This window comes from Mesorhizobium sp. GW821-FHT07A06 (assembly GCF_059419085.1).
Genome location: NZ_JBWKRC010000011.1, coordinates 150,422 through 175,524 on the forward strand (window position 1 = coordinate 150,422; position 25,103 = coordinate 175,524).

28 protein-coding genes are annotated in these 25,103 nt (G+C 62.0%); 7 read left to right on the top strand and 21 right to left on the bottom strand.

Annotated elements, in window-relative coordinates:
• Positions 1–123 precede the first annotated feature (123 nt).
• The 8 genes from AC07SZ_RS27870 to eno form a co-directional block, all read right to left on the bottom strand.
• Positions 124–381 carry a GlsB/YeaQ/YmgE family stress response membrane protein gene (locus AC07SZ_RS27870; RefSeq protein ID WP_027142753.1) on the bottom strand — a complete coding sequence of 86 codons (258 nt, stop codon included), beginning with the start codon at positions 379–381 and terminating at the stop codon, positions 124–126.
• Positions 382–480: 99 nt separating this feature from the next.
• Complete coding sequence (lpdA, locus tag AC07SZ_RS27875; protein ID WP_494916776.1) at positions 481–1,926, bottom strand: dihydrolipoyl dehydrogenase; 1,446 nt, start codon at positions 1,924–1,926, stop codon at positions 481–483.
• 16 nt (positions 1,927–1,942) lie between these two features.
• The gene (locus AC07SZ_RS27880; RefSeq protein WP_494916778.1) at positions 1,943–2,578 is read right to left on the bottom strand and encodes an SGNH/GDSL hydrolase family protein; all 636 of its coding nucleotides are present in this window, start codon (positions 2,576–2,578) and stop codon (positions 1,943–1,945) included.
• Between the two features lie 233 nt (positions 2,579–2,811).
• Positions 2,812–4,206, bottom strand: a complete 1,395-nt coding sequence (locus tag AC07SZ_RS27885; protein ID WP_494916780.1) for a pyruvate dehydrogenase complex dihydrolipoamide acetyltransferase — start codon at positions 4,204–4,206, stop codon at positions 2,812–2,814.
• Positions 4,207–4,224: 18 nt separating this feature from the next.
• The gene (locus AC07SZ_RS27890) at positions 4,225–5,610 is read right to left on the bottom strand and encodes a pyruvate dehydrogenase complex E1 component subunit beta (RefSeq protein ID WP_494916782.1); all 1,386 of its coding nucleotides are present in this window, start codon (positions 5,608–5,610) and stop codon (positions 4,225–4,227) included.
• A gap of 14 nt (positions 5,611–5,624) precedes the next feature.
• The gene (pdhA, locus tag AC07SZ_RS27895) at positions 5,625–6,662 is read right to left on the bottom strand and encodes a pyruvate dehydrogenase (acetyl-transferring) E1 component subunit alpha (RefSeq protein ID WP_494916784.1); all 1,038 of its coding nucleotides are present in this window, start codon (positions 6,660–6,662) and stop codon (positions 5,625–5,627) included.
• A gap of 193 nt (positions 6,663–6,855) precedes the next feature.
• Complete coding sequence (locus tag AC07SZ_RS27900) at positions 6,856–7,179, bottom strand: FtsB family cell division protein (RefSeq protein ID WP_019858020.1); 324 nt, start codon at positions 7,177–7,179, stop codon at positions 6,856–6,858.
• A gap of 159 nt (positions 7,180–7,338) precedes the next feature.
• Entirely contained in the window at positions 7,339–8,613 is a 1,275-nt protein-coding gene (gene eno / locus AC07SZ_RS27905) for a phosphopyruvate hydratase (protein WP_056567941.1), read from the bottom strand.
• Positions 8,614–8,812: 199 nt separating this feature from the next.
• On the opposite strand from eno, the gene AC07SZ_RS27910 reads away from it, so the two are divergent.
• Positions 8,813–8,938 (top strand): hypothetical protein, encoded by a 126-nt coding sequence (locus AC07SZ_RS27910; protein WP_281410909.1) that lies wholly within the window; start codon positions 8,813–8,815, stop codon positions 8,936–8,938.
• A 57-nt stretch (positions 8,939–8,995) separates the two neighbouring features.
• On the opposite strand, the gene AC07SZ_RS27915 is transcribed toward AC07SZ_RS27910, so the two are convergent.
• From AC07SZ_RS27915 to AC07SZ_RS27940, 6 genes are all read right to left on the bottom strand, one after another.
• Complete coding sequence (locus AC07SZ_RS27915; RefSeq protein ID WP_056568065.1) at positions 8,996–9,361, bottom strand: PRC-barrel domain-containing protein; 366 nt, start codon at positions 9,359–9,361, stop codon at positions 8,996–8,998.
• Positions 9,362–9,444: 83 nt separating this feature from the next.
• Positions 9,445–9,648, bottom strand: coding sequence for a dodecin family protein (locus tag AC07SZ_RS27920; RefSeq protein ID WP_056567944.1), 204 nt, complete (start codon positions 9,646–9,648; stop codon positions 9,445–9,447).
• 87 nt (positions 9,649–9,735) lie between these two features.
• Complete coding sequence (gene kdsA, locus AC07SZ_RS27925) at positions 9,736–10,596, bottom strand: 3-deoxy-8-phosphooctulonate synthase (RefSeq protein WP_056567947.1); 861 nt, start codon at positions 10,594–10,596, stop codon at positions 9,736–9,738.
• A complete protein-coding gene (locus AC07SZ_RS27930) occupies positions 10,593–11,480 on the bottom strand; it encodes a VOC family protein (protein ID WP_494916788.1) in 888 nt (295 codons plus the stop codon). Before AC07SZ_RS27930 ends, kdsA begins: the two co-directional genes overlap by 4 nt.
• A 232-nt stretch (positions 11,481–11,712) precedes the next feature.
• A complete protein-coding gene (locus tag AC07SZ_RS27935; RefSeq protein ID WP_056567950.1) occupies positions 11,713–12,003 on the bottom strand; it encodes a Dabb family protein in 291 nt (96 codons plus the stop codon).
• 169 nt (positions 12,004–12,172) lie between these two features.
• On the bottom strand, positions 12,173–12,307 hold the full coding sequence (locus AC07SZ_RS27940; RefSeq protein ID WP_274534552.1) for a hypothetical protein: 135 nt from the start codon (positions 12,305–12,307) through the stop codon (positions 12,173–12,175).
• Positions 12,308–12,443: 136 nt separating this feature from the next.
• Here AC07SZ_RS27940 and AC07SZ_RS27945 point away from each other — a divergent pair, with 136 nt between their 5' ends.
• The 3 genes from AC07SZ_RS27945 (at position 12,444) to AC07SZ_RS27955 (ending at position 14,390) form a co-directional block, all read left to right on the top strand.
• Positions 12,444–12,584, top strand: a complete 141-nt coding sequence (locus AC07SZ_RS27945; protein ID WP_244493995.1) for a DUF1365 domain-containing protein — start codon at positions 12,444–12,446, stop codon at positions 12,582–12,584.
• A 59-nt stretch (positions 12,585–12,643) separates the two neighbouring features.
• Positions 12,644–13,900 (top strand): SAM-dependent methyltransferase, encoded by a 1,257-nt coding sequence (locus AC07SZ_RS27950; protein ID WP_056567957.1) that lies wholly within the window; start codon positions 12,644–12,646, stop codon positions 13,898–13,900.
• Between the two features lie 184 nt (positions 13,901–14,084).
• Entirely contained in the window at positions 14,085–14,390 is a 306-nt protein-coding gene (locus AC07SZ_RS27955; protein WP_494916791.1) for a hypothetical protein, read from the top strand.
• Positions 14,391–14,534: 144 nt separating this feature from the next.
• On the opposite strand, the gene AC07SZ_RS27960 is transcribed toward AC07SZ_RS27955, so the two are convergent.
• Together AC07SZ_RS27960 and AC07SZ_RS27965 are read right to left on the bottom strand one after the other, a co-directional pair.
• Positions 14,535–16,514, bottom strand: a complete 1,980-nt coding sequence (locus AC07SZ_RS27960; RefSeq protein WP_056567963.1) for a bifunctional 2',3'-cyclic-nucleotide 2'-phosphodiesterase/3'-nucleotidase — start codon at positions 16,512–16,514, stop codon at positions 14,535–14,537.
• Positions 16,515–16,662: 148 nt separating this feature from the next.
• Entirely contained in the window at positions 16,663–17,928 is a 1,266-nt protein-coding gene (locus tag AC07SZ_RS27965; RefSeq protein WP_494916793.1) for an NAD(P)/FAD-dependent oxidoreductase, read from the bottom strand.
• A gap of 164 nt (positions 17,929–18,092) precedes the next feature.
• On the opposite strand from AC07SZ_RS27965, the gene AC07SZ_RS27970 reads away from it, so the two are divergent.
• Positions 18,093–18,755, top strand: coding sequence for a 5-formyltetrahydrofolate cyclo-ligase (locus AC07SZ_RS27970; RefSeq protein ID WP_172373906.1), 663 nt, complete (start codon positions 18,093–18,095; stop codon positions 18,753–18,755).
• Between the two features lie 132 nt (positions 18,756–18,887).
• Here AC07SZ_RS27970 and AC07SZ_RS27975 read toward each other — a convergent pair whose 3' ends face one another.
• Positions 18,888–19,361, bottom strand: a complete 474-nt coding sequence (locus AC07SZ_RS27975; protein WP_010909317.1) for an Lrp/AsnC family transcriptional regulator — start codon at positions 19,359–19,361, stop codon at positions 18,888–18,890.
• Between the two features lie 157 nt (positions 19,362–19,518).
• Between AC07SZ_RS27975 and ald the strand changes: the two genes are divergently transcribed.
• Complete coding sequence (gene ald, locus AC07SZ_RS27980) at positions 19,519–20,634, top strand: alanine dehydrogenase (RefSeq protein ID WP_056567969.1); 1,116 nt, start codon at positions 19,519–19,521, stop codon at positions 20,632–20,634.
• 210 nt (positions 20,635–20,844) lie between these two features.
• A complete protein-coding gene (locus AC07SZ_RS27985; protein WP_494916838.1) occupies positions 20,845–22,119 on the top strand; it encodes an outer membrane protein in 1,275 nt (424 codons plus the stop codon).
• Positions 22,120–22,346: 227 nt separating this feature from the next.
• Here the strand turns inward: AC07SZ_RS27985 and AC07SZ_RS27990 are convergent, their stop codons facing one another.
• From AC07SZ_RS27990 to sseA, 4 genes are all read right to left on the bottom strand, one after another.
• Positions 22,347–22,814: a DUF1203 domain-containing protein gene (locus tag AC07SZ_RS27990; protein WP_172375145.1), complete on the bottom strand. Its 468-nt coding sequence runs from the start codon at positions 22,812–22,814 to the stop codon at positions 22,347–22,349.
• A gap of 179 nt (positions 22,815–22,993) precedes the next feature.
• Positions 22,994–23,551 (bottom strand): OmpA family protein, encoded by a 558-nt coding sequence (locus tag AC07SZ_RS27995; RefSeq protein ID WP_172373907.1) that lies wholly within the window; start codon positions 23,549–23,551, stop codon positions 22,994–22,996.
• 99 nt (positions 23,552–23,650) lie between these two features.
• Complete coding sequence (locus tag AC07SZ_RS28000) at positions 23,651–24,214, bottom strand: GNAT family N-acetyltransferase (protein WP_056567979.1); 564 nt, start codon at positions 24,212–24,214, stop codon at positions 23,651–23,653.
• Between the two features lie 5 nt (positions 24,215–24,219).
• Entirely contained in the window at positions 24,220–25,101 is an 882-nt protein-coding gene (sseA, locus tag AC07SZ_RS28005) for a 3-mercaptopyruvate sulfurtransferase (RefSeq protein WP_056567982.1), read from the bottom strand.
• Positions 25,102–25,103: the final 2 nt, after the last annotated feature.

The window sequence follows — 25,103 nt, forward strand, 5'->3', positions numbered from 1 at the left end:
TTCTCGCGATCGCCCGTCGGCGATCGTCACTTTTACGTCATCTAGGACTTTTCGGCACAAAGAAAAAGGCTGCAGCGGCGCATGCCGCTACAACCGTTTTCGCATAGCCGCAACGATATGCCTTTAACGGCGCACCAGGCGTCCGACCCAGATCAGCAGGCAGGCACCGATGAAGCCGGTGATCAGATAGGCGGTCCAGCCGACGCCGAACACGCCGATATTGAGAGCCTGCAGGATTGCGTTCAGCACCACCGCGCCGACGATGCCCATGATAATGTTCATGAAAATGCCGGTGTTGCTCTTCATGACCATTTCGGCGAGCCAGCCTGCCAGGCCGCCGATGATGATGGCTGCGATCCAACCCACGCCGTTCAAGTGCATTTGCCTTCTCCTTGCGCACGTAAAAATGCATCCGGAAACGAACTACGCTGCCGAAGAGATCCTGCGGCTTTCGCGGCTGAGTCTCTTGTGGCGAATCTATCATGCGTTCAATGCGCGGCCATAGGCGTCGAGCACGCTTTCCTTCATCATCTCCGACAGCGTCGGATGCGGGAAGATGGTGTGCATCAGTTCTTCCTCGGTCGTTTCGAGGTTCATAGCCACGACAAACCCCTGGATCAGTTCGGTCACTTCGGCGCCGACCATATGGGCGCCGAGCAGCTGACCGGTCTTCTTGTCGAAGATGGTCTTGATGAAGCCCTGGTCCTCGCCCAGCGCGATCGCCTTGCCGTTGGCGGCGAACTGGAAGCGGCCGACGCGGATATCCTTGCCTTCGGCCTTGGCCTTGGCTTCCGTCAATCCGACGGAAGCGACCTGCGGATTGCAGTAGGTGCAGCCGGGGATCTTGAGCTTGTCGATGGCATGCACGCCAGGGAAATTGGCGATCTTCTCGACACATACGACGCCTTCATGCTCGGCCTTGTGGGCAAGCATGGGCGGGCCGGCGACATCGCCGATGGCGTAGATGCCGGGTACATTGGTCTTGCCGTAGCCGTCGACGACGACGCAGCCGCGATCGGTCTTCACCCCAAGGGCTTCAAGGCCGAGATTCTCGATGTTGCCTTGCACGCCGACGGCCGAAATCATGCGGTCGGCGGTGATCTTCTCGACCTTGCCGTCCTTCATCTCGACATGCGCGGTGACCGAGTTGGCACCCTTCTCGACCTTGGTCACCTTGGCCTCGAGGATGATCTTCATGCCTTGCTTCTCGAACTGCTTTTGCGCGAATTTCGAGACTTCGGCATCCTCGACCGGCATCACCGCCGGCAACAATTCGACGACCGTCACGTCGGCACCCATGGTGCGGTAGAAGGAAGCGAATTCGATGCCGATGGCGCCCGAGCCCATCACCAGCAGCGATTTCGGCATCTCCTTCGGCACCATGGCTTCAAAATAGGTCCAGATCAGCTTGCCGTCCGGCTCGATGCCAGGCAGTGCGCGCGGCCGCGCACCGGTCGCCAGGATGATGTGCTTGGCGGTGTAGGTGCCCTCGCCCTTGACGCCCTTCGGCACAGGCGGCTGCGGCTCCATCGGCTTCTTGGCGGTCTTGGAGACGACGACCTCACCGGGCTTCGACAGCTTGGCTTCGCCCCAGATGACGTCGACCTTGTTCTTCTTCATCAGGAAGGCAACGCCGCCATTGAGCCGCAGCGAGACTTTGCGCGACCGGTCGACAACGGCCGATGTGTCGACGCTGACCTTGCCGTCGAGCTTCAGGCCGTAATCCTTCAGATGATCGGAATAGTGCATGATCTCGGCCGAGCGCAGCAGCGCCTTGGTCGGAATGCAGCCCCAGTTGAGGCAGATGCCGCCGAGATGCTCGCGCTCGACGATCGCCGTCTTGAAACCAAGCTGGGCGGAACGCACCGCCGTGACATAGCCGCCCGGGCCGGAGCCGATGATGATGACGTCGTAGTTCTCAGCCACGATTTTTCTCCTTCAATCACAATTCCAGCATGACGCGCACGACCGGTGTCAGCGCCTTGCCGATGTTTCGCGTGTTTTCGGCGTCGAGATGGACGCCATCGAGCGGTGTGGTTTGCGCCACCGTGCCGGCATCGAAGAAGCCGCAGCCAACCTCGTCGGCGAGCGCCCCATATTGTGGGGCGAGCTGCTTCGATGCCTCATCGCCGCCGGCAAACATTTCCTTGAAGTCGGCATTTTCGGTGCGGCTTACAACGGGTGGCGACATAATGAGTATCTGCGGCGCCGGCCAATCGAACGGATAGTCATGGCCGCGCACGATGTCGATCAGCCGCTGGATGCCTTGCTTGGCCGCGACCGGATTGCCGTGGATCCACGGCTTCATGTCGTTGGCACCGAGCATGATGACGATCAGGTCGATCGGCGCGTGTGTCGTCAGCACCGTCGGCAGCAGCCGCGCGCCGTTGCGATCGGCTCCAGCCAGATGATCGTCGAAGGCCGTGGTGCGGCCATTGAGGCCATCGGCGATGACCTGGACGCCACCGCCAAGCCCGGCCTGCAGCACGCTTGGCCAGCGATCCTGCAGCGCATGGCGGCCACCCTCGGCATCGTAACCCCAGGTCAGCGAATCGCCGTAGCAAAGCACCGTCTTCATCCGTTCACCCCGTCCTTGCTTCAATCAAACCGTGCCCTGCTCGCCAGTGCACAACGAAAAGACGAGGGTGAAGACAACCGTTGCCAACGCTGAGAGCAAGAACACCAGGATGTATTCTCCCTGTGCGTTGGCGAGGATAGCCGGTTGCCGTCCCCGCCAACGCCGCCGGCGAATCCGGAATGGATGAAGACGAAAAGGCTGGTGAAGAATTTCCGCACCGCCTCTCCCCTTGCCTAGACCAACAGCCCCATCGGATTCTCGATCAGCCGCTTGAAGGCGACGAGCAGTTCGGCGCCAAGTGCCCCGTCGACGGCACGATGGTCCGTCGACAGCGTCACCGACATCACGGTGGCTATTTTGATCTCGCCGTTCTTGACCACGGCCCGCTCCTCGCCGGCCCCGACCGCCAGAATCGTCGCATGCGGCGGGTTGATGACGGCGGCGAAGTCCTTGATGCCGAACATGCCGAGGTTCGACACCGCCGTGGTGCCGCCCTGATACTCTTCCGGCTTCAGCTTGCGGCTGCGTGCACGGCTCGCCAGATCCTTCATCTCGTTGGAGATGGTGGACAGCGACTTTTCGTCGGCATGCCGGATGATCGGCGTGATCAGCCCACCGGGGATCGAGACGGCGACGCCGACATCGGCATGCTTGTGCTTGACCATGGCGCTTTCGGTCCATGAGGCATTGGCATCCGGCACCGCCTTCAGTGCCATGGCCATCGCCTTGATGACCATGTCGTTGACCGACAGCTTGTAGGCGGGAGCCTCGCCCTTGTCGGTCTTCTTTATCGGTGCGGCGGCATTGATCTGCGTGCGCAGCGCCAGCAGCGCATCGAGCTCGCAGTCGAGCGTCAGGTAGAAATGCGGAATGGTGGTCTTGGCCTCGACCAGGCGGCGCGCGATGGTCTTGCGCATATTGTCGTGCGGGACCAGCTCGTAGGAGCTTTCCTCGAACAGCTTCAGCACCTGGTCGTCCGACATCGCCTTCACGGCAGGAGCGGAAGCAGCAGCCGGTGCGCCGGCTGGAGCCTTCGCAGCGGGCGCTGCCTTGGCGCCGCCGCCGGCAATCGCCGCGTCGACGTCGGCCTTCACCACCCGCCCATGCGGGCCGGTGCCGGTCACGCCAGACACATCGACGCCGGCTTCCTTGGCGATGCGGCGCGCGAGCGGCGAGGCGAAAGTGCGTCCTTCACCCTCCCCCTTGTGGGGAGGGTCGGCCGGCCTTCCGGCCGGGGTGGGGGGCGCGGCGGTGGGTTCACCTCCACCCGCGCCTGCGGCGCGACCTCCCCCATCAGAGGGGGAGGTGGGAGCTTCCGCTTTCGGCGCCTCAATCTTTGCCGGCGCAGCACCACCACCGCTTTTCGCGGCGGTGCTTGCGTCCTCGCCTTCGGCGGCAAGCACCGCAATCAGCGCATTGACCTTGACGCCTTCGGTGCCGGCGGGAACGACGAGCTTGGCGACCGTGCCCTCATCGACGGCTTCGACTTCCATCGTCGCCTTGTCGGTCTCGATCTCGGCGATGACATCGCCCGGCGAAACCTTATCGCCTTCCTTGACCAGCCACTTCGACAGATTTCCCTCTTCCATCGTGGGGGAGAGCGCCGGCATGGTGATGTTGATTGGCATGTTGTCCTCCCGCCCGGTTCAGCGATACGTGACGGCTTTGACCGCCTCGATGACCTCGCCGACATTCGGCAATGCCAGTTTTTCGAGGTTGGCCGCATAAGGCATCGGCACATCCTTGCCGGCAATGGTGATGACCGGCGCGTCGAGGAAATCGAAGGCGCGCTGCGAGACCTGGTTGGCGATGTGGTCGCCGACCGAGTTCTGCGGGAAACCCTCTTCCACCACGACCAGCCGGTTGGTCTTCTTGACCGAGGCGATGATCGTGTCGAGGTCGAGCGGGCGGATGGTCCTGAGATCGATGATCTCGGCGTCGATGCCCATGCCGCGCAATTCCGCCTCCGCCTTCACCGCATAGGTCATGCCGATACCGAACGAGACGATGGTGACGTCCTTGCCTTGCTTGTGGATGCGCGCCTTGCCGATCGGCAGCACGAAATCATCGAGCTTCGGCACGTCGAAAGACTGGCCGTAGAGGATTTCGTTCTCAAGGAAGATGATCGGGTTGGGGTCGCGGATCGCAGCCTTCAGCAAGCCCTTGGCGTCGGCGGCCGTATACGGCATCACAACCTTCAGGCCCGGAATGTGGCTGTACCAGGCGGCGTAGCACTGCGAGTGCTGGGCAGCGACACGGGCGGCAGCGCCGTTCGGCCCGCGAAACACGATCGGCGCCCCCATCTGGCCGCCCGACATATAGAGCGTCTTGGCTGCCGAATTGATGATCTGGTCGATCGCCTGCATGGCGAAGTTGAAAGTCATGAACTCGACGATCGGCTTCAGCCCGGCCATCGCCGCACCGACGCCGACGCCGGCAAAACCGTGCTCGGTGATCGGCGTGTCGACGACGCGGCGCGGTCCGAACTCCTGCAGCAACCCTTGCGTGATCTTGTAGGCGCCCTGGTATTCGGCGACCTCCTCGCCCATGACGAAGACATCGCCGTCGCGGCGCATTTCCTCGGCCATGGCATCGCGCAGCGCTTCGCGCACCGTGGTCGAGACCATCTCGGTGCCGGCAGGGATATCCGGATCGGCGGCGATCTCGGTCTTCGGCGCCGCCGCGACCGGTGCCGCGGCCTCGCTCTTGGCCGCAACCGGTGCCGGTGCAGCCGCTTCAGCCTTGGCAGGCTCTTCGCCGATGCCTTCGCCGGCCTTGTCGGTGTCTTCGCCTTCAACCGCAAGCACGGCGATCACCGCGTTGACCTTGACGCCTTCGGTGCCGGCTGGAACCACGATCTTGGCCAGAGTGCCTTCATCGACGGCTTCGACTTCCATCGTCGCCTTGTCGGTTTCGATCTCGGCGATAACATCGCCGGCGACGACCTTGTCGCCCTCGTTCTTCAACCACTTGGAAAGATTGCCCTCTTCCATGGTCGGCGAGAGAGCGGGCATGAGAATTTCGATCGGCATGTCCTGGCCCTCCCTTACAATACGATATCGGTCCAGAGCTCGGACGGATCCGGCTCCGCATCGTTCTGGGCAAACTCGGCGGCGTCGGCGACGATGTCGCGAACTTCCTTGTCGATGGTCTTCAACTCGTCCTCGGTCGCCCACTTCTTCTCGATCAGCCGCGCCTTGACCTGCTCGATCGGATCATGCTCGGAGCGCATCTTCTGCACTTCTTCCTTCGAGCGGTATTTCGCCGGATCCGACATCGAGTGGCCGCGATAGCGATAGGTCTGCATTTCGAGGATCAGCGGGCCATTGCCGGCACGGCACCATTCGGTGGCGAGCTCGCCGGCGGCCTTGACCGCGCGCACATCCATGCCGTCGACCTGGATACCTGGAATTTTGAAGGACGCACCCCGGTGCGAGAAATCCGTCTCCGCGGAAGAGCGCGAAACCGACGTGCCCATGGCGTAGCGGTTGTTCTCGATGATGTAGATCACCGGCAGCTTCCACAGCGAGGCCATGTTGAAGCTTTCATAGACCTGGCCCTGGTTGGCGGCGCCATCGCCAAAATAGGTTAGCGAGACATTGTTGTTGTCGCGGTAGCGGTTGGCGAAGGCCAGCCCGGTGCCGAGCGACACCTGCGCGCCGACAATGCCATGGCCACCGTAAAAATGCTTCTCCTTGGAGAACATATGCATGGAGCCGCCCTTGCCCCGTGACAGGCCGCCACGGCGCCCGGTCAGCTCGGCCATGACGCCGCGCGGAGAAAGCTCCATCGCCAGCATGTGGCCGTGGTCGCGATAGGCTGTGATCATCTGATCGCCGTCGATCAGCGCCATCTTCATGCCGGTGACGACCGCTTCCTGGCCGATATAGAGATGGCAGAAGCCGCCGATGAAGCCCATGCCGTAGAGCTGGCCGGCTTTTTCCTCGAAGCGGCGGATGAGCAGCATATGCCGGTAGGCGGCAAGCTCTTCGTCCTTGGTGAATTCCGCGGGCTTGGGCGCGGAAAGACCCGATTTGCCGTCGGATTTCGATTTGGCAGGCGCTTTTCTGGCTGCGGTGGCCATGCATCACTCCCTGTTGGCGTCTCTTTGCGGACATTAGGGCAGGATGAAATCCGCCCTGGGAAGATCAGCTCTCCCCACCGATTTATGCAAGGCTAACACGCGTTAAAGCGTTGCGCCATGACGAATTTGCATAGCTGGCATGCGCCTAAGCGATTAAAATCATTGAAAATATTGGTGATTAACTGAAATACAGTTATTTCGACGAAGCCGGCAACATGATGGTGATCTCATCAGCCTGGGAAAGATTAAGCGCCCTGCGCGCCTGCTCGTCGAGCATGTCCTTCTCCAGCGTGCCGTCATGCATGAGCCGAACGCGCCGCTCAAGTTCCATCCGGCGTGCCTTGACGGCATCGAGCTGCGCTTGCAGCGCGACAGTCTGGGCTTCCAGCTGATACTTCGAATTGATGCCGAATTCGCCGTGATAGGCATGGAAGCCGAAATAGGCCAGGAACACGACGCAAAGCGAAGGGATGATCAGCCGGCCGGTATTTCTCTGCTTGTGCTGACGCGTCCACATCGCCCGTTCCCTCGCGGCCGCGAACTCAGGCGGCTCACGATCTTTTTCACCCGATTGTGCTTAACGGACGGTTACGGAGCCCTGCCCGGTGACAGCGAAATGAAAAAGGGCGGGAATGACCCCGCCCTTCGTTCAACATCCGCGTTCAATGGCTTCGGATCAGCCCTTGATCACCGACTTGCCGGCGTAGCGCGCCTGCTTGCCGAGTTCTTCCTCGATACGGATCAACTGGTTGTACTTGGCCATGCGGTCGGAGCGCGACAGCGAACCGGTCTTGATCTGCCCGCAATTGGTGGCGACGGCGAGATCAGCGATGGTCGAATCCTCGGTCTCGCCGGAACGATGCGACATGACGGCGGTGTAGCCAGCCTTGTGGGCGGTCTCGACCGCGTCGAGCGTTTCGGTCAGCGAGCCGATCTGGTTGACCTTGACCAGTATCGAATTGGCAACGCCCATGCGGATGCCGTCGCGCAGGCGCGCCGTGTTGGTGACGAAAAGGTCGTCGCCGACCAGCTGCGTTTTCTTGCCGATCAGGTCGGTCAGGTACTTCCAGCCTTCCCAATCATCCTCGGCCAAGCCGTCCTCGATCGAGATGATCGGATAGTCAGCGGCAAGCTTGGCGAGATACTTGGCCTGCGCCTTGGGGTCACGCGTCTTCTTCTCGCCCTCATAGACGTAGTTGCCGTCCTTGAAGAATTCGGTGGCGGCGCAATCGAGGCCGAGCGCGATCTCCTCGCCCGGCTTGAAGCCGGCCTTCTCGATCGACTCCATGATGAAATCGAGCGCCACCGGCGCGCTCTTCAGGTTCGGGGCAAAGCCGCCCTCGTCGCCGACATTTGTATTGTGGCCGGCATCCTTCAGCTTCTTTCGCAGCGTGTGGAAGATTTCAGAGCCCCAGCGCACGCCTTCGCGCAGCGTCGGCGCGCCGACCGGCAGGATCATGAATTCCTGGAAATCGATCGGGTTGTCGGCATGCGCGCCGCCATTGATGATGTTCATCATCGGCACAGGCAGGATGTGCGCCTTGGTGCCGCCGACATAACGGTAGAGCGGCAGGCCGGCGGCATCGGCCGCGGCCTTGGCCACCGCCAGCGAAACGCCCAGAATGGCGTTGGCGCCGAGCCGGCTCTTGTTGGGCGTGCCGTCGAGTTCGATCATCGTCTGGTCGATGTGGATCTGGTTTTCGGCTTCCATGCCGCCGATCGCCTCGAACAGTTCGCCGTTGACCGCCTCCACGGCCTTCAGCACGCCCTTGCCGAGATAGCGGGCCCCGCCGTCGCGAAGCTCGACGGCCTCATGGGCTCCGGTCGAGGCGCCTGACGGCACCGCGGCGCGGCCCATCGAACCGTCTTCGAGTACGACATCGACCTCGACGGTCGGGTTTCCACGGCTGTCCAGGATTTCACGTCCGACAATGTCGATGATGGCGGTCATTGCGATGTCCCCGATTGATCTGACGAAAGGTCGCGCCCGTCTTAGCCAAAGCGACGCAAAAGGCAATCCAGCCATGGCCGAATAGTGCCGCCAGCCCGATTCACGAAGCGCAAATTTCTGTCATCATAAGTCATGCGCCCAGACATCAATTTCGGGTTATGGCTATTGTCGCGCGGGGCGAAACAGGAGGAGTTTCGCCATGTCCGAGTTGAGCGGTATTGTCAGTCTGTTTCTGATCGCGGCCGCGTTGCTGACATCATGCGATAATCAGCAGTCGCCGCCAAAGGCCATCGTTACCTTGCCGGCCTTGAGCATCAGTGAGTGACGTTGGTGCGGAATCAAAAAGGGCCCCGTCGAAACGGGGCCCTTTTTGCATGTGGGGTCAATGCCAGTAGGGCGTGACCTTGTAATACTCATAGGACGCATCGCGCGCCCTCTCACCGTCCGCGCCGGCCAGTTCATTGATCGAATAGGCGGGCGCCGCCTTCAACTGCTCCTTCGAGAACGGCACGACGTAGCCGCCCTTGTCTTCATCATAGTCGAGAGTCGCCCAAGGAATGGCGTGGTACTTCTCGCCGATGCCGAGAAAGCCGCCAAACCCGATCACCGCGAACATGATGCCGTTCGACGTCTTGTCGAGCATGATGTCCTCGATGCTGCCGATGCTCTTGCCCTCGGTGTTGTAGACGGATGTGCCGATGACTCGCGAAGCGGCAATGGCTTCGGTGTGGCCTGTCTGTGTTGTCATGATCTGCTCCTCGTTGTCGTTGAACACTGCTTTGACAATGAGGCGGACGGGCGAAGGTTCCCGACTTTTTAAGCGTCGGACGGTCACTCAGCGAGAATGAAAGTCACCTTCATGTTGACGCGGTAGGCTGAAATCTTGCCGTCCTCGACGACGATTTTCTGATCCTGGATCCAGGCGCCTTCCACGTTCTTCAGGGTTTTCGACGCGCGGGCAATTCCCTTCTCGATGGCGTCCTGAAAACTCTTCTTCGACGACGAGGTAATTTCGGTGACGCGGGCAACAGACATGGCTTTCCTCCTGCCAAGACGCTCATTTGCCGGCCAAGCGTACAACCGGCCCCTGTCCACCACAAGCGGAGGCAGGGGAGCGCCCGCTCAGAGGCCCTTGGCTATCCGGTCGAAGGCCATCAGCCTTTCGAGAAGCGCCGGCATGTCCTTCAGCGGCACCATGTTCGGTCCGTCGGAAGAGGTCGAATTGTCGGGATCCTGATGGGTCTCGATGAAGACGCCGGCAACGCCGACGGCTACGGCCGCGCGAGCCAAGGTTTCGACAAATCGACGCTCGCCGCCTGACGAACCGCCCTGCCCGCCCGGCTGCTGGACCGAATGCGTAGCGTCGAAAATCACCGGAGCGCCGATTTCGGCCATGATCGGCAAGGCCCGCATGTCGGATACCAGCGTGTTGTAGCCGAAGGACGCGCCGCGCTCGGTGGTCAGGACATTGGCATTGCCGGAACCCGTGATCTTGGCGACCACGTTCTTCATGTCCCAGGGCGCAAGGAATTGCCCCTTCTTGACATTGATGACCTTGCCGGTCCTTGCCGCTGCGACCAGCATGTCGGTCTGGCGCGACAGGAAGGCAGGTATCTGCAGCACATCGACATGCGGAGCGACGATCGCGCACTGCTCCTCGGTGTGGACATCGGTCAGCACGGGAAGCGAAAACGCCTTGCGCAGTTCGTCGAAGACGGGAAGCGCGGCATCCATGCCCGCGCCGCGTGTTGCCGACAGCGAGGTGCGGTTGGCCTTGTCGTAACTCGTCTTGTAGACGAGGCCGATGCCGAGCCTGCCGGTCAGTTCCTTCAGCGCGCCGGCCATGTCGAAGGCGTGCTGGCGCGATTCGAACTGACACGGGCCGGCGATCAGCGCCAAGGCCGCATTGTTGTCGAAGACGACATTGCCGACCGTTACCGACGAATTGGGCGTCGTCGAAGTGGACGCTTGGGGCTTGCTCATGGGATCTCCCGGAAGATGAAAGCCGCGCCCTGTCCGGATGCGGGCTGCACGACAATGTCAGTGCCCGCTATATCGTGCTGGATGGCATTGGCTGCAAGCAGGCTTGATGTGGCATCGGCGCTGCGGACCCCGAAGACGACCGCCGCGAAGCGGAGCTTCGTCGGTGAACCGGCCGAAACACCAAAGCGCGCGGTGAAAGACACGGGATCGAGCACGCTCAGCGTTGCATTTGGCAAATGAAACGCTGAGCCCACGCCGGCAGCGGGATTCCCCAACGCCACGGAAATCAGCCGCGACTGTTCGGCAGGGTGGTCGCTGATCGCCACCACTTCCATGATGCCTGTGGCGCCATTGGCGTGGGCCTGCAAAGCCGCGCGGTCCACATCAGGCGCATTGATGCGCTGGCAGGCAAAAAGAAACGCATCGGTTGTGTCATTGGCCGAGGCGAAGGCCAGCTTGAATGACGCCTCGTCGCTTTTGCCCGATGTATCGGTGAAAGCGCGTGAAAAGCTCAGCGTGCCTCCCGCCGACAGGCCGGCCTCGACATAGCGCGCATGGTCGGCATCGGCGTTATCGGTTCCCAGCACCACCGCGGAAAATCCCTCATCGCCGCGGCTTTCGCGGTAGAGGCGGTCGCGCGCGACGAAGACATTGCCCTCGACAGCGGCCTTGATCGTGGCCTGTTCGCTGCCAATCGCGAGCGGCTCCAGATAGGTGCCGTCGGCGAGGAAAACGCAGCAGTTTTCCGTTCCAAAGGGATGGATGCCGGTCGGGGCGACGACGAAGCCGAGCGAAGTGAGCCGGGAACGCGCCACATCGAGGTTCTGCGTCGGCAGCACCAGATGATCGAGCGGATGAATGCCGGCTGCTGTTGTTCGGGTCATGCAGGCGGGCATGTGCATCATTCCGCAAAACGGTTCAAGGTCTTCTTCTCATCCGCCGCCGCGGGATCTGACGCAGCGGCATCCCCCGCGCGGGGACATAACCCGCTGGCTTGAGTGCATGGCGTTGAGGTCGGCAAATCAAGTCGTCGTCCTGACCGAGACATTTGGCAGGGACGTGTACGGCTATCTGATAGGGCATCGACAACGGCGCCCCGCTGGAGCAGGCGCTGGATCAGCTGCCGGCCACGACATCGGCGGAATAGCGCAGCTCGCGCAAGGGTTTGACCTTGCTGGTGGTCCGCGCATAGAGCGGATGCGCCTTGTAAGCGGCCAGCGCCGCGTCATTGGCGAACTCGGCGTAGACGACGACATCGACTTCATCCGACAACGGGTCGACCTTGGTGTTCAAAGTGACCTCGAAGAGGCTGGAATGAGGAATGTCGCCAAGCGCCAAAAGCCCGCTGCGCACAGCCTCCACATCCTCCTTGCGCCTGGCGCTGAAGAAAACGATATGCCGGATCAATTCCGCCTCCTCGATCTGAATGCCGGGTCTTTAGTGACGGCGGTCCCCTCGCGTCAACCGTTCATGACGCCACGCGTCCTTGCGACGCGCCCGCTCGGCGCCGTACCGCATCTCGCGATGACCAACGCCTAGGATCTTCGGAAGGGACGTCCAGGTCGGGAGGGGCTGCTCAGGCCTTGCCGGTGACGTAACGAACGATATGGGAGAGTTCCCTGACCGACATGTCGAGATACCGGCCCTGATTGTACAGGCCATCCCAGATCAGGAAGAATGCGACGGCGGCAATGACGATTACATAGCGCATGGCTAAAGCTATCGCACAGGCATGGCGGCGGCCATAGCCGTTTTTGAATTCGGGCAGCAACTCGACGCGAGGGAGCAGATACCAAGCGCCACGTGGCACAGCCCAGCCAATGGCCTGCCTCTTGAAGTTCCCCCTCATGACGTGGAAGATTGTGACAGGCATTCGCTGGGAAGCGCTGAAGCTTTGGCTAACAGGCGCGCGCTTTCGTTCGAGCCCGCCTCGCGCCGAACCCATGAGATACCGGGACCAGGCAAGGGCGTTCGAACCTGGCGAATGATCCAAGAGAATCGTGGCCCGGCAATTTGCGCCAGAACCACGGAAATCCAGGGGTGTGAAATGGCACATGGGGAACATCACAGCGCAGCGCTGAGCGAAGCGGTCAGGCTCGACGAATTCAATTTCGCCGAGATCGTCAAGGGCCTGCCGGCCAAGGCGCGCATGGTGCTGTCGGCGGCGATGAACCTGCCGCGCGGTTCCCTCAAGGTCAGGATGCCGGACGGCCGCGCCGTTCTGGTCGGCGGCAAGGCGCCCGGCCCCGACGCCGAGCTGGTGCTGAAGAATTGGCGGCTGCCAGGCCGCGCCTTTTCCGGCGGCACGATCGGTGTTGCCGAATCCTATATGGACGGCGATTGGGAAAGCCCGGACGTGACCAGCTTCCTGGAATTGTTCGTGGTCAATTCGGTGATCGGCGAACGCGTCGCCGGCGGCGCCAGCTGGCTCATCAACACCGTCCAGCGCATCCGCCACTGGTTCAACGAGAACACGCACACCGGTTCTAAGCGCAATATCTCGGCGCATTATGATCTCGGCAACGCCTTCTACAAGGAGTGGCTCGATCCGAGCATGACCTATTCCTCGGCGCTCTACGCCAACGGTGCCAATGATCTGGAAAGCGCCCAGGCCGCCAAATACCGGGCACTGGCCAGGGATACGGGTATCGGCGGAAAGGATCATGTGCTGGAGATCGGCTGCGGCTGGGGCGGCTTTGCCGAATTCGCGGCACGCGAAATCGGCTGCCGCGTTACGGGACTGACGATCAGCCGCGAACAGCACGACTTCGCCAAGGCACGCATCGCCAAGGCCGGGCTCGCCGACAAGGTCGACATCAAGCTGCAGGATTACCGGGACGAAACGGGAACTTACGACCGCATCGCGTCTATCGAGATGTTCGAGGCGGTCGGCGAAAAATACTGGCCGGTGTTCTTCTCGAAGATGAAAGCTTGCCTGAAGCCCGGCGGCACCGCGGGTCTGCAGATCATCACCATCAACGAAGCCGCCTACGACACCTATCGCGCCAGGCCGGATTTCATCCAGCGCTACGTATTTCCCGGCGGCATGCTGCCGACACCGTCGATCCTGAAGGCGCTCGGCAAGGATCATGGCCTTGCGCATCTGCGTGAGCGCGTTTTCCCAGACGACTATGCGCGCACGCTCGCCGAATGGCGACATCGTTTCTGGGCGTCGTGGGAGAAGATCGTACCGCTCGGCTTCGACGATCGCTTCAAGAAGCTTTGGGAGTTCTACCTGCACTATTGCGAAGCCGGCTTCCGCGCCAGCTACATCGACGTGCGCCAGGTGGTCTACAAGGCCTAGGTCGATCTGCCTGTGGGCCGCCTTTGGTGAGCGTCCCCGCGTCGAACTCGCGGGTTAAGCCAAAGCGCCAATCGCGGCGTCTTGATGCGACGTGATGAAACCGCGATCGCGCGTCGGCCGTTCTCACTCATCCGACGCCCCGCGCCAAGATTACGCCGAGCGCCTCTGACCATTGGAGGCTTCCATGAAGCGAACACTTACCGCCATTGCCATCCTGCTTGCCCCAATGTCCGCTGCCGATGCACGGCGCATAACCCCACCGACTGTCATGAACGATCCGCTGGGTGTCAGCATCAGCCCGACCATAACGCCTGGTGCCGGCGATCTCATCGACAACACACCAACCTCGACTATCCACGAGGTGCATGCTCCGGCCGGGATGACGCCCTTGACCGTGCCCAGTGATCCGACCGGCACGTCGCTCGAGCCGACGCAGCCAGTCAGCCCGCAAGCCCCCGCGACGGCACTGCCGCTGACGCCCGAAAACTGAGGGCCGCGCTATGCGCACCAGCCGGGGCAATCGCAGGAAACGAGGCAAATCCGGAACCGATGAAAAAGATCCGGAATTGCCTTCAATCGAGGAGATGGAGCGGTTCGGCTTTTCCGTGAACCGAACCGCTCTGGACGACCCGGATCATAGCAGGATGCGGTATTTCGCAAAACCGGCTTCGCCCTCGCCCGCCGGTTCGATCTTCAGCGCCTTCACTTGGGCGATGAAGTCCTTTGCCTTGACGCCCGTCTCGAACACGACGCTGGTTCCCGGCAGCGGCGCGAACGACCAGTTGCCGTCGGCCGACGGGTTGATCGTGCCCTGGCTCACAATGTAGCGAACGATGACATCGCGGTTGGTGTCCGGCGCCTCGTAGATGATCTTCGAGGCATTGATGTCGGGAAAATTACCACCGCCGCCGGCGCGGTAATTGTTGGTCGCGACGACGAATTTCTGATTGGGATCAATCGGTTTTCCGTCGAACATCAAGTCGACGATGCGATTGGCGCCGGCATTCGCCACGCCGCCCTTGACATCATATTTCGGCGGCCGCGACAGATCGATCTTGTAGGAGACGCCATCGATGACGTCGAAATTGTAGGACGGGAAATCGGTGTTGATGAGCGTCTGGTCGGGCTTCCCTGCCTCGATCCTGTTGAAGATGCCGGCCGACATTTCCAGCCATTCCTTGACCTGCGCGCCGGTGATTTGGACGGCGCGCACGGTGTTGGGATAGAGATAAAGGTCGGCGACGTTCTTGATGGCGATATCGCCGGCAGGCACGTCGGTGTAGTAGTCGGCGCCATTGCGCCCGCCCGCCTTGAAGGGAGCGGCGGCCGACAGCAGCGGCACATCCTTCCACTGCGTGCTCTTGAGTATGTCCTTCAAGTACCAGGTCTGCGCCTGGCTGACGACCTGCACCGACGGATCGTCGGCGACCAGCGCGAAATAGGAATAGAGCGGCGCTGAGGTCTTGCCGACCGGACGGCGCACATAGGCCAGGGTCGCCTGGTGGTCCTGCTCGAGCGCGGCGATGATGCGCTTGTCGTCGGGGACAGTCGGCTTGTTCTTGTTGTCGACACGCTCGAAGATCGGCCGCGCCTCGGAGGTCGCGGACACGACCTTCCATTTCGATCCGTCACGCTCCAGCATGAGGTCGATCAGACCCATATGCGAGCCCCAGAAACCGCCCATCACGGCCGGCTTGCCCCGCAGGGTGCCTTTTTGCGTATCGACGCCTTCGAGCGACTGGAAATCCTTCTTGCCGGGGAACACCAGATGCTGGTGACCGGTGAACACGGCATCGACGCCATCGACGCCGGCGACGAAGAAGGAGGCGTTCTCCATCATGTCGCCCTGCTTCACATCGATGCCGGAATGCGAGAGCGCGATGACGATGTCGGCGCCCTCTTCCTTCATCTGCGGCACCCAGGCCATGGCTGCCTCGACGATGTCGCGCGTCTTGACGTTGCCTTCGAGATTCTTGAGGTCCCAGACCATGATCTGCGGCGGCACGAAACCGATAATGCCGATCCTGATCGGCTGTTCGGCGCCCGACCCGTCCCTGATCTTCTTGTCGAGGATCACATAGGGCTTGAGGTAGAGCTTGTCGTCACGCGGGTTGGCCGCAAGCTCGGTGCCGCGGATCAGATTGGCGCAGACGAAGGGAAAATTGGCGCCGGCCAGCACCTTGTCCAGGAAAGACAGGCCGTAGTTGAACTCGTGGTTGCCGAGCGTCGAGCATTCGTAGCCGAGCAGGTTCATGCCTTTCATGATCGGATGCAGGTCGCCGTCCTTGAGGCCCTTCTCGTAGGCGATGTAGTCGCCCATCGGGTTGCCCTGCAGCAGGTCGCCATTGTCGATCAGCATCGAGTTGACGGCCTCCTTGCGCACCGCGTCGATCAGGGATGCCGTACGCGACAGGCCCATCGTGTCGTTGGCTTTGTCGGCGTAGTAATCATAGGGCAGCACGTTCACATGGATGTCGGTGGTTTCCATGATCCGAAGATGCGCCTGGTTACCTTGAGCGCGGGCGGAGAAGGGATGAAGCACGATCAGCGCCCCTGTGGCTGCGGCGCCAGCGAGAAAACCGCGGCGGGAGACGGGATGGAGCAGTTGCGACATGTCTTCTCCTGTTCGACTAACTGACGCCCTGCCCCGGAGCGAACTTCGCGCCGAAATAGGCTCAAGTCCACTCAAGAAGTCGCGTGCGTCCGGACATCAGTCCATCAGCTGGAGATGACGCGCGGATGAAAGGAACCTTGAAGAAAAGTCAGGTCTTGTCGTCGTCGCCCTGGGTGATCAGCCGGGCGCTGCGCTGGCCCGTGACGTAGATCCATAGCCAGCTCAGGGAAACCGCAAGCCGGTTGCGGAAACCGATCAGGAAATAGATGTGCGCGATGCCCCACAGCCACCAGGCGAGCCAGCCCGTGAGCTTGATCCAGCCGAAATCGATCGCGGCGGCGCGTTTGCCGATCGTCGCTAGGTCGCCGGCGTGCTTGTAATGGAAGGGACGTGCCGTCGTATCGCCGGCAAGCCTGGCCTTGACGGTGGCCGCGACATGTCGGCCCTCCTGCTTGGCGGAAGGCGCCACGCCAGGCACCGGCCGTCCATCTGGCCTCAGCACAAGGGCGGCATCGCCGATGACAAAAATCTCCGGGCTGCCGGGAACGCTGAGGTCAGGCTCGACGAGCACCCTGCCCGCGCGGTCCGCCTTCGCGCCCAGCCATTCGGCGGCGGGTGAAGCGGCAACGCCGGCCGCCCACAGGATCGTTCGGGCTGCCAGCTGCTTGTCGCCAAACACAACGCTCTCGGCGTCGCAGCGCGTGACGGCGCGGCCGAGCTCAACCGTCACACCAAGACGTTCCAGCGCCTTGCTGGCGTAACCGGACAGTTTCGGCGCGAAATTGGCAAGGATGCGGTCGCCGGCCTCGATCAGCACCACGCGGGTTTGCCGCGTATCGATATCGCGGAATTCGCCGCGCAGCGTGTCTTGCGCCAGTTCGGCGATGGTACCGGCCAGTTCCACGCCGGTCGGGCCCCCGCCGACGATGGCGATCGTCAGCAGCGCCTGGCGCTTGGCGGGATCGGTTTCGCGTTCGGCCTGCTCGAAGGCCAGGAGAATGCGCCGCCGAATGGTGGTCGCATCCTCCAGCGTCTTCAAACCCGGCGCAAAAGGCTCCCATTCGTCATGGCCGAAATAGGCGTGCCGCGCGCCGGTGGCCAGCACCAGCGTGTCGTAGGCGACCGCGCTGCCGTCATCGAGCAGCACGCGTTTGCCGGCACGGTCGACGCCGGTGACATTGGCCAGCAGCGTCGTCACGTCCTTGCGCTTGCGCAGGAGGTGGCGGATCGGCCACGCAACCTCGGAGGTTGCCAGCGCGGTCGTCGCGACCTGGTAGAGCAGCGGCTGGAAAAGATGATGGTTGCGCTTGTCGATCATGGTGATGCGCACCGATGCGCCGGCGAGCGCACGGGTGAATTCGAGGCCGCCGAAACCCGCGCCGACGACGACGACATGATGGCTGGGTCGGGTCATCTCGTTCACCCCTGACGGCAGGATCGCCTGCGCTAGATGTAGGTATTTTTGTGCAATGCAGCAACAGAAGGGTGGTGCCCGGGACTCGTCGTCCCATGTCGTGAATGCACAAGATGTATCGTGTCGCGAGGTATAGCGTCATCGAACACGCGATGAGGTGACGCATGGCTAACGATCATGACGACCAGGGTCCGGCACAATATGCCTCGCCGCCCTGCTTCATGCATGAACTCGATCCCGCATTCCAGGCGCCGCTATCCGACTGGGCCGATGTGAGACGCTGGCGCAAAGCCGAGCGCGAGCGTCTCATCGCAGCGCGGCTGGCAGTTTCGGCCGACGCGCGAACGGGAATGTCCCATCGCATCGCCGAAGGGCTCGACGCGATCATCGGCGATATCGCCGGCCGCATGGTCAGCCTTTACTGGCCGTTTCGCGGCGAACCGGACCTGCGGCCGTGGATGGCGGCGATCAATGAACGAGGCGGCCGCACCGCGCTGCCCATCGTGGTGGAGAAAGCGCAACCGCTGATCTTCCGCGCCTACAAACCAGGCGACCGGCTGGAGAAAGGCGTCTGGAACATCCCGATCCCGGCCGAGGGCGATCCCGTGCTGCCGGACATCGTCATCTCGCCGATCGTCGGCATCGATCCGACGAACTATCGCCTGGGCTATGGCGGCGGCTTCTTCGACCGCACGCTGGCCGCCATGCCGTTCAAGCCACTGGTCATCGGAGTCGGCTACGAACTGCAGCGCATCGCGACCATCTATCCGCAGCCGCACGACATTCCGATGGACCGGATTGTCACGGAAGCCAGCCAGATGTGTTGAGATTCAGGTCAGCCGCGCCGAGAATGGCTGAGGGTCCGAGAACCGGAACGGAGCGGACATTTTGGTTCGTGGATGCCGGAAGCGCGGGACCTTGCCGTTCGCAGGCCGGCGTCACCTGAATATCAATGCCATCTAAGCCATTTCCGGCTTCATCCCCATGGCGGTGCGGTCGACGATCTCACGCAAGGCAAAGGACGAGTTGATCTTGGTGACATGCGGCATGGCCGACAGCCATTCCTTGTGGATGCGCTCATAATCGACAAGGTCCTTTGCCGCGATGCGCAGGATGTAATCGTATTCGCCCGACATCAGGTGGCATGACAGCACGTTGGGGCACCGCTTGATCGCCGCCTCGAAATCCGACAGCGTTTTCTCGAACTGGCCCGATAGCGATATATGCACTATCGCCGTCATCTGGTGACCGAGTGCCGCATTGGAAAGCCGGGCGTGGTAGCCGCGGATGGTGCCGGATTTTTCCAGGTTGTCGAGCCGGCGCGAGCAGGCCGATTGCGACAGGCCAACCTTCTCGGCGAGCGCCGCGTTGGGTATCCTGCCATCCTTCTGCAATGTCTCGAGAATGGCGATATCGATCCTGTCGAGCGGCATTTTTCGTGAATCCTGCGAATATCCTGCCATTTTGCGCAACAATTATCGAAACCTGCCTGTCCGCGCAAGCGCATTCGCAAACACTTGCGCGCCGATTCGTGGTTCACTCAGACGATACAGGGAGTGAGCCCAAAAGGGCCCGGATCAGGAGAAGACAATGCGCGTCGGCTGCCCCAAGGAAATCAAGAACCACGAATACCGTGTCGGCCTCACGCCCGGCTCGGTCCGCGAATATGTGGCGCACGGCCACGAAGTGCTGGTCGAGGCCGGTGCCGGTGCCGGCATTGGCGCCGATGACAACGCCTATCGCGCCGCCGGCGCCACCATCGCCAAGACCGCAGCCGACGTGTTCGCAAAGTCGGACATGATCGTCAAGGTCAAGGAGCCGCAGCCCAATGAATGGGTGCAGCTGCGCGACGGCCAGATCCTGTACACCTATCTTCACCTGGCTCCGGATCCGGAGCAGACCAAGGGCCTGCTCGCTTCCGGCGTCACGGCGATAGCCTACGAAACCGTGACCGACGATCGTGGCGGCCTGCCGCTGCTCGCGCCGATGTCCGAAGTCGCCGGTCGCCTGTCGATCCAGGCCGGCGCCACGGCGCTGCAGAAGGCCAATGGCGGCCGTGGCATACTGCTTGGCGGCGTGCCCGGCGTGCTGCCCGGCAAGGTCACCGTGCTCGGCGGTGGCGTCGTCGGCCTGCATGCCGCCCGCATGGCTGCCGGCCTTGGCGCCGACGTCACCATCATCGACCGGTCGATCCCGCGGCTACGCCAGCTCGACGACCTTTTCGCCGGCCGCGTGCACACCCGCTATTCGACCGTCGAGGCGCTCGAGGAAGAATGCTTCTCGGCCGACATCGTCGTCGGCGCCGTGCTGATCCCGGGCGCCGCGGCACCAAAGCTCGTCACCCGCGAAATGCTGTCGGGCATGAAGAAGGGCTCGGTGCTGGTCGACGTCGCCATCGACCAGGGCGGCTGCTTCGAGACCTCGCATGCGACGACTCACGCCGAGCCAACCTACGAGGTTGACGGCGTTATCCATTACTGCGTCGCCAACATGCCAGGTGCCGTGCCGGTCACCTCGGCCCATGCGCTGAACAATGCGACGCTGCACTACGGCCTGCAGCTCGCCGACAAGGGCCTGAAGGCGCTGGTCGACGACCATCATTTGCGCAACGGCCTCAACGTCCACAAGGGCAAGATCACCAACCGGGCGGTCGCCGAGGCGCTCGGCTACGAACTGGCCGAGCCGAAGGCCGTTCTGGCCGCCTGATACACCCAGAAAAAGTCAACTTACGGATTTTTGCCCGCCGGTTCTCTCCGGCGGGCTTTTTGCTGGCCCATCCAGGCCGATGCCCGATTACCCGGCAGATCGGTGTCCGCTGCAGAGGCAGGTTGCCCGAGACTGTTGCATTTTTGTCATACCCAAATTGACAGACTCCCTGTTAGGAACAGCCCGGGTTTATTATTAGGGGTACGGGCTATGCTTACTCGCGTTTCCGCGAAATCTTTTCTCCTCGGTGCTGTTTCTGTCGTGGCGCTAATGTCCGCGGCCCACGCGGCAGACGTCGTACAGCCGATCGAGGCAAGCGGCTTCAACTGGAGCGGCGCCTATATCGGCATCGGCGGGGGCTTTGGCGCGACCGTGCACAAGGTCAGCGCTCCGGGTGCAAGCTTCAACGGCATCGGTGGGAACGGCGTGTTCGGCGAACTGACCGCCGGCTATGACTACATGGTCAACGAGCGTTTCCTGCTCGGCGGTTTCATCGATGCCAACTACGGCAATATCGGCCCTTCGCTGAGCGTTCCAGGTGCCGATATCGACCTCACGAATTCCTACGGCTTCGACGTCGGCCTGCGCGCCGGCTATCTCCTCAATCCGAGCACGCTCGGCTATGTGCTCGGCGGCTACAGCTGGCAGCATTTCAAGCTGGACGGGTCTGGCGACGCCGATGGGCTCGATTTCACCGAGAATCGCGGCGGCTATGTTCTTGGCGTCGGCATGGAAACCGTGCTGCGCGGCAACTGGACGCTCAAGACCGAATATCGTTATGCCGACTACGGCGACAAGTCGGTTCTTGACTTCGGCGCCGGCTCGCTGAACGTGGAGCCGTCAACGCACACGTTCCATGTTGCTGCCAACTATCGCTTTGGCGCTCAGAATGGCGGCGGCGCTTCTTTCGTGGCTCCAGCCTACAACTGGACCGGCTTCTACGTTGGTGGCGCGCTTGGCGCCGGCACAATGGTGCATGATCTGACTCTCGGCGGCGCACTTGAGCTGAATGGCATCGGGGGCGAAGGTGTCTTCGGTGAAGGCAGCATCGGCTACGACCATGATTTCGGCACCTGGGTCGCGGGTGTCCAGCTTGACGGTCGCTACTCAGGCATCCGGACCAAGCTCGATATTTTTGGCGGATCGATCAAGGGTGACGCCGACTATGGATTCGATGCGCTCGCCCGAGTCGGCGCCAAGGTCAATGAGTCGACGCTTGCCTATGTGATCGGGGGCTATAGCTGGCAGCACTTCAACCTCCATGCATCTGCACCTGGCGGCCCCAGCGGCGATATCTATGACTGGGGTTCCAGTGGCTTCTCGGTTGGCGGTGGTCTTGAAACGGCCGTTTCCAACAATATGACCGTTGGCCTCGAATACCGCTATTCGCACTATGCGAAGGAAGATTTCGGCTCCGACGGCATCTTGGAAGATACCCCTTCGTTCCAGACCGTGCGTCTGGGCTTGAAGTACAAGTTCAACTAAAAGGCCCTCCAGGCAATAGTTGCAGCCCGTCGGCCCAGCCGGCGGGCTTTTTCTTTGCGTTGAAGACTTTCGTGCTGAACAGCAACAAAAAAGCGGAGCCAAAGCCCCGCTTCCTCGATATCGGGATTGCCGCCGGTTCATCCGCGGTCGGCCAATCCATCGACAATCGCTTTCTATCGTATCTATGCGACGGGAGTACGACAGAGCTTTCTGCCGGTCCGCGCGGTTCAGGCCCGTTCGATCCGGCATTGATAGCAGTTGTTGCGCGCCGAGCGGACATGCACATAGGCAATATCGTCGCGCTCGAACAAGATCTCGGCCCTTGCGGCAATCGCCCCGGTCGGGGTCACAGCGCCGCTGCCGTAGACGATACGGTCGTCCCTACCATAGCCGCGCACGATGTAGTCCGGACTTTCGAGGATTTCGGGTAGCGCATTTGTCTCGGCCGCGCGCTCGCACTCTTCCGCATGCAGGAAGATCGGGCCGGTCTCGGCATAGGGTTGAAGACGCGGGAAAGGCCGGAAAGCCAGGACAAGATAGGCGTCGCCGGCTGCGATGTTCTTGAGACAGTGCCTGCAAGGCACGCCATCGCCGTCGGAGATGTTCCGCTCTGGCGTGTGGCCGTAAGCATCGGGTCCACCACGCTGCAGGGCTCTGACATGTTCGGTGGATAGTGCCTTGAACTGAATGGTCATCATGTAAATCTCCGGCTCGTCGACCGGAAATTATGAGCTCTGGCCGATGCGTCCCACCCGATTCTTGCCAAGGATCGAGGGACCGATCCGATGTCTGCGATCGATCCCTCATGCCAACAACACTGATCGCGCCAGATCCATGAGATAAGCCGGCCAGATAAAGCCAGCGAAACCCCGAATCAGCGGATGAAATCGTCGAAGCGCCGCAACGTCACCCTGCGATTCTGCCAGTTTTCGTTCTGCGTCGGCACGAGCAGGAACTCCTCGCCGTAGCCGACGGTCTCGAGGGCATAGCCGGGCACGCCGAATTCGCGCACCAGCGTGCGCTTCAGCGAGGCGGCGCGCTGTTCGGACAGTACCTGGTTCGACTGAAAGGATCCGACGGCATCGGTATGCCCCTCGATCAGCACGCGCGCACCGGGATCGCGGCGCAGGATGCGCCGGAGCGCATTGGCGATAGTCTCGATCTTGTCGTATTGCGAGCTGGAAATCGCTGCCGAGCCGAATGCGAAATTGATCGACTGGATGTCGATCGAGCGCGCCATGCGGCGCAGATCCGGCCGGCGCTTGAATTCGCGGATGGTGACGCGCTCGTTCGGCCGCAGCTTCACCCGGGGCGCCGCCTCCAGCTTGCGCTCGATCGTGGCGGCGGAAGGCGTCGTCGCCTGGGCGGCGGCAAGGCTCGGCATGGCAATCGCAGCGATCAGCGCGGCGGCCAGTGTACGGCGTGTCAGCATATCTTTTCTCCTTCGGCATCTGCCGCATTGACGATGCGGGCAACATGCCAAAGGCAGGCTGAAGCGCCGATGAACGAAAGGTTCAGATTCCCGGTGGCGTTACGGCCGCATGACGCTGGCCGAACGCTCGGCGAAAGGCAGCGGGTGCACGACCTCTTTCTTCTGCGCGACCGGCCTGAAACCGAGCTTCTGGTAAAGTGGGAGTGCCGCCGGGTGGTCAAGCGTACAGGTTTGCACCGTCACCCGTTTCGGGCCATATGCCCACGCGGCCGCAATAGCCGAACCCAGGAACCAGCGGCCGAGGCCCTGCCCGGTGGCATGTTCCATCATGCCGAAATAGGCAAGTTCGACTTCCTCCGGCAAATGCGGCTTGATGTCGAAGAAACCCGCCGGCGCGCCGTCGAGATAAAGCACCCTGATGTCGCGATCCTCACGGTGGATGCCGGCCGAAAGTTCATCGTCATTCAGCCTGAGAACATTCACCCAGTGCCATTTGCGTCCAACCCGGTCCATCAGGTAGCGATAAAAATGCAAGGGAATGTCCCTGGTCTTCAACAGCGCAACCTGCCGGTTGTAGGGCACTGGCGGCGAGACGGCGGGAGGGGCATGCATTTCTAGAAAAGTCACCGTGACTTCAATATCCTGCAGCACGCCGTTTTCCATCGCGTTCATTCCTTGCCAGTTTTCGCTGGGCCGGTCTTCGCGGGGCCAGTTGCGACAGGTGTGTCGGAGAGCCCGCCCCACTCGGTCCACGAGCCGTCATAGAGCCTGTTGTCGGTGTGGCCAAGCGTCTCCAGGGCGAGCGTAATCACCGCTGCGGTGACACCGGAGCCGCAAGACGTGACGATGGGCTTCGACAGGTCAATGCCGGCATCCTCGATCACCTTGCGCAAACGGTCCTTCGACAGCAGCGAACCATTCTCCGACAGTGCGGAATACGGCACATTGCGCGCACCCGGCATATGGCCTGAACGGACGCCGGCACGGGGTTCGGGCTCCGCACCGGTGAAGCGGCCGGGTCCACGGGCATCGGCAATCTGGCTGGCGCCGGTTTCGACGATCCGGCGCATGTCGGCGAGGCTGGCGACGCGACCGGGGTCGAAATCGGCGTGGAACACACTCGGCGCGATCCTTGTCGGCTCGGCCGTGACGGGCCGCCCGGCCGCCTTCCAACCGTCGAAGCCGCCGTCGAGAATGTAGACCTGGAAAACACCCATGATGCGGAACATCCACCATGCCCGGGGTGCCGAGAAGAACCCCGGACCGTCATAAATGACGATGGTGTCGTCGGCCGAGACGCCCATCGCTCCGACATATTGCGCGAAATGCCGAGGCGACGGCAGCGTATGCGGCAAGGCGGCGTCAGGATCCGAAACCGCATCCTGGTCCAGAAAGCGGGCGCCGGGGATGTGGGCGGCTTCATACTCGGCACGCGCGTCACGCTTCTGCGCCGGCAAGTACCAGGATGCGTCCACGATTGTCAGGCCGGGCTCGCCCAGGCGTCCCTGCAGCCAGTCCGCATCGACGATAAAAGGACTGTCTTCTGCCATTT

What these genes read in the sequence shown, in the direction of transcription:
- AC07SZ_RS27870 (WP_027142753.1), bottom strand. Translation starts at nt 381, where the DNA reads ATGCACTTGAACGGCGTGGGTTGGATCGCAGCCATCATCATCGGCGGC.
- AC07SZ_RS27880 (WP_494916778.1), bottom strand. Translation starts at nt 2,578, where the DNA reads ATGAAGACGGTGCTTTGCTACGGCGATTCGCTGACCTGGGGTTACGAT.
- AC07SZ_RS27885 (WP_494916780.1), bottom strand. Translation starts at nt 4,206, where the DNA reads ATGCCAATCAACATCACCATGCCGGCGCTCTCCCCCACGATGGAAGAG.
- AC07SZ_RS27890 (WP_494916782.1), bottom strand. Translation starts at nt 5,610, where the DNA reads ATGCCGATCGAAATTCTCATGCCCGCTCTCTCGCCGACCATGGAAGAG.
- pdhA (WP_494916784.1), bottom strand. Translation starts at nt 6,662, where the DNA reads ATGGCCACCGCAGCCAGAAAAGCGCCTGCCAAATCGAAATCCGACGGC.
- AC07SZ_RS27900 (WP_019858020.1), bottom strand. Translation starts at nt 7,179, where the DNA reads ATGTGGACGCGTCAGCACAAGCAGAGAAATACCGGCCGGCTGATCATC.
- eno (WP_056567941.1), bottom strand. Translation starts at nt 8,613, where the DNA reads ATGACCGCCATCATCGACATTGTCGGACGTGAAATCCTGGACAGCCGT.
- AC07SZ_RS27910 (WP_281410909.1), top strand. Translation starts at nt 8,813, where the DNA reads ATGTCCGAGTTGAGCGGTATTGTCAGTCTGTTTCTGATCGCGGCCGCG.
- AC07SZ_RS27915 (WP_056568065.1), bottom strand. Translation starts at nt 9,361, where the DNA reads ATGACAACACAGACAGGCCACACCGAAGCCATTGCCGCTTCGCGAGTC.
- AC07SZ_RS27920 (WP_056567944.1), bottom strand. Translation starts at nt 9,648, where the DNA reads ATGTCTGTTGCCCGCGTCACCGAAATTACCTCGTCGTCGAAGAAGAGT.
- kdsA (WP_056567947.1), bottom strand. Translation starts at nt 10,596, where the DNA reads ATGAGCAAGCCCCAAGCGTCCACTTCGACGACGCCCAATTCGTCGGTA.
- AC07SZ_RS27930 (WP_494916788.1), bottom strand. Translation starts at nt 11,480, where the DNA reads ATGACCCGAACAACAGCAGCCGGCATTCATCCGCTCGATCATCTGGTG.
- AC07SZ_RS27940 (WP_274534552.1), bottom strand. Translation starts at nt 12,307, where the DNA reads ATGCGCTATGTAATCGTCATTGCCGCCGTCGCATTCTTCCTGATCTGG.
- AC07SZ_RS27945 (WP_244493995.1), top strand. Translation starts at nt 12,444, where the DNA reads ATGACGTGGAAGATTGTGACAGGCATTCGCTGGGAAGCGCTGAAGCTT.
- AC07SZ_RS27950 (WP_056567957.1), top strand. Translation starts at nt 12,644, where the DNA reads ATGGCACATGGGGAACATCACAGCGCAGCGCTGAGCGAAGCGGTCAGG.
- AC07SZ_RS27955 (WP_494916791.1), top strand. Translation starts at nt 14,085, where the DNA reads ATGAAGCGAACACTTACCGCCATTGCCATCCTGCTTGCCCCAATGTCC.
- AC07SZ_RS27960 (WP_056567963.1), bottom strand. Translation starts at nt 16,514, where the DNA reads ATGTCGCAACTGCTCCATCCCGTCTCCCGCCGCGGTTTTCTCGCTGGC.
- AC07SZ_RS27965 (WP_494916793.1), bottom strand. Translation starts at nt 17,928, where the DNA reads ATGACCCGACCCAGCCATCATGTCGTCGTCGTCGGCGCGGGTTTCGGC.
- AC07SZ_RS27970 (WP_172373906.1), top strand. Translation starts at nt 18,093, where the DNA reads ATGGCTAACGATCATGACGACCAGGGTCCGGCACAATATGCCTCGCCG.
- AC07SZ_RS27975 (WP_010909317.1), bottom strand. Translation starts at nt 19,361, where the DNA reads ATGCCGCTCGACAGGATCGATATCGCCATTCTCGAGACATTGCAGAAG.
- ald (WP_056567969.1), top strand. Translation starts at nt 19,519, where the DNA reads ATGCGCGTCGGCTGCCCCAAGGAAATCAAGAACCACGAATACCGTGTC.
- AC07SZ_RS27985 (WP_494916838.1), top strand. Translation starts at nt 20,845, where the DNA reads ATGCTTACTCGCGTTTCCGCGAAATCTTTTCTCCTCGGTGCTGTTTCT.
- AC07SZ_RS27990 (WP_172375145.1), bottom strand. Translation starts at nt 22,814, where the DNA reads ATGACCATTCAGTTCAAGGCACTATCCACCGAACATGTCAGAGCCCTG.
- AC07SZ_RS27995 (WP_172373907.1), bottom strand. Translation starts at nt 23,551, where the DNA reads ATGCTGACACGCCGTACACTGGCCGCCGCGCTGATCGCTGCGATTGCC.
- AC07SZ_RS28000 (WP_056567979.1), bottom strand. Translation starts at nt 24,214, where the DNA reads ATGGAAAACGGCGTGCTGCAGGATATTGAAGTCACGGTGACTTTTCTA.
- sseA (WP_056567982.1), bottom strand. Translation starts at nt 25,101, where the DNA reads ATGGCAGAAGACAGTCCTTTTATCGTCGATGCGGACTGGCTGCAGGGA.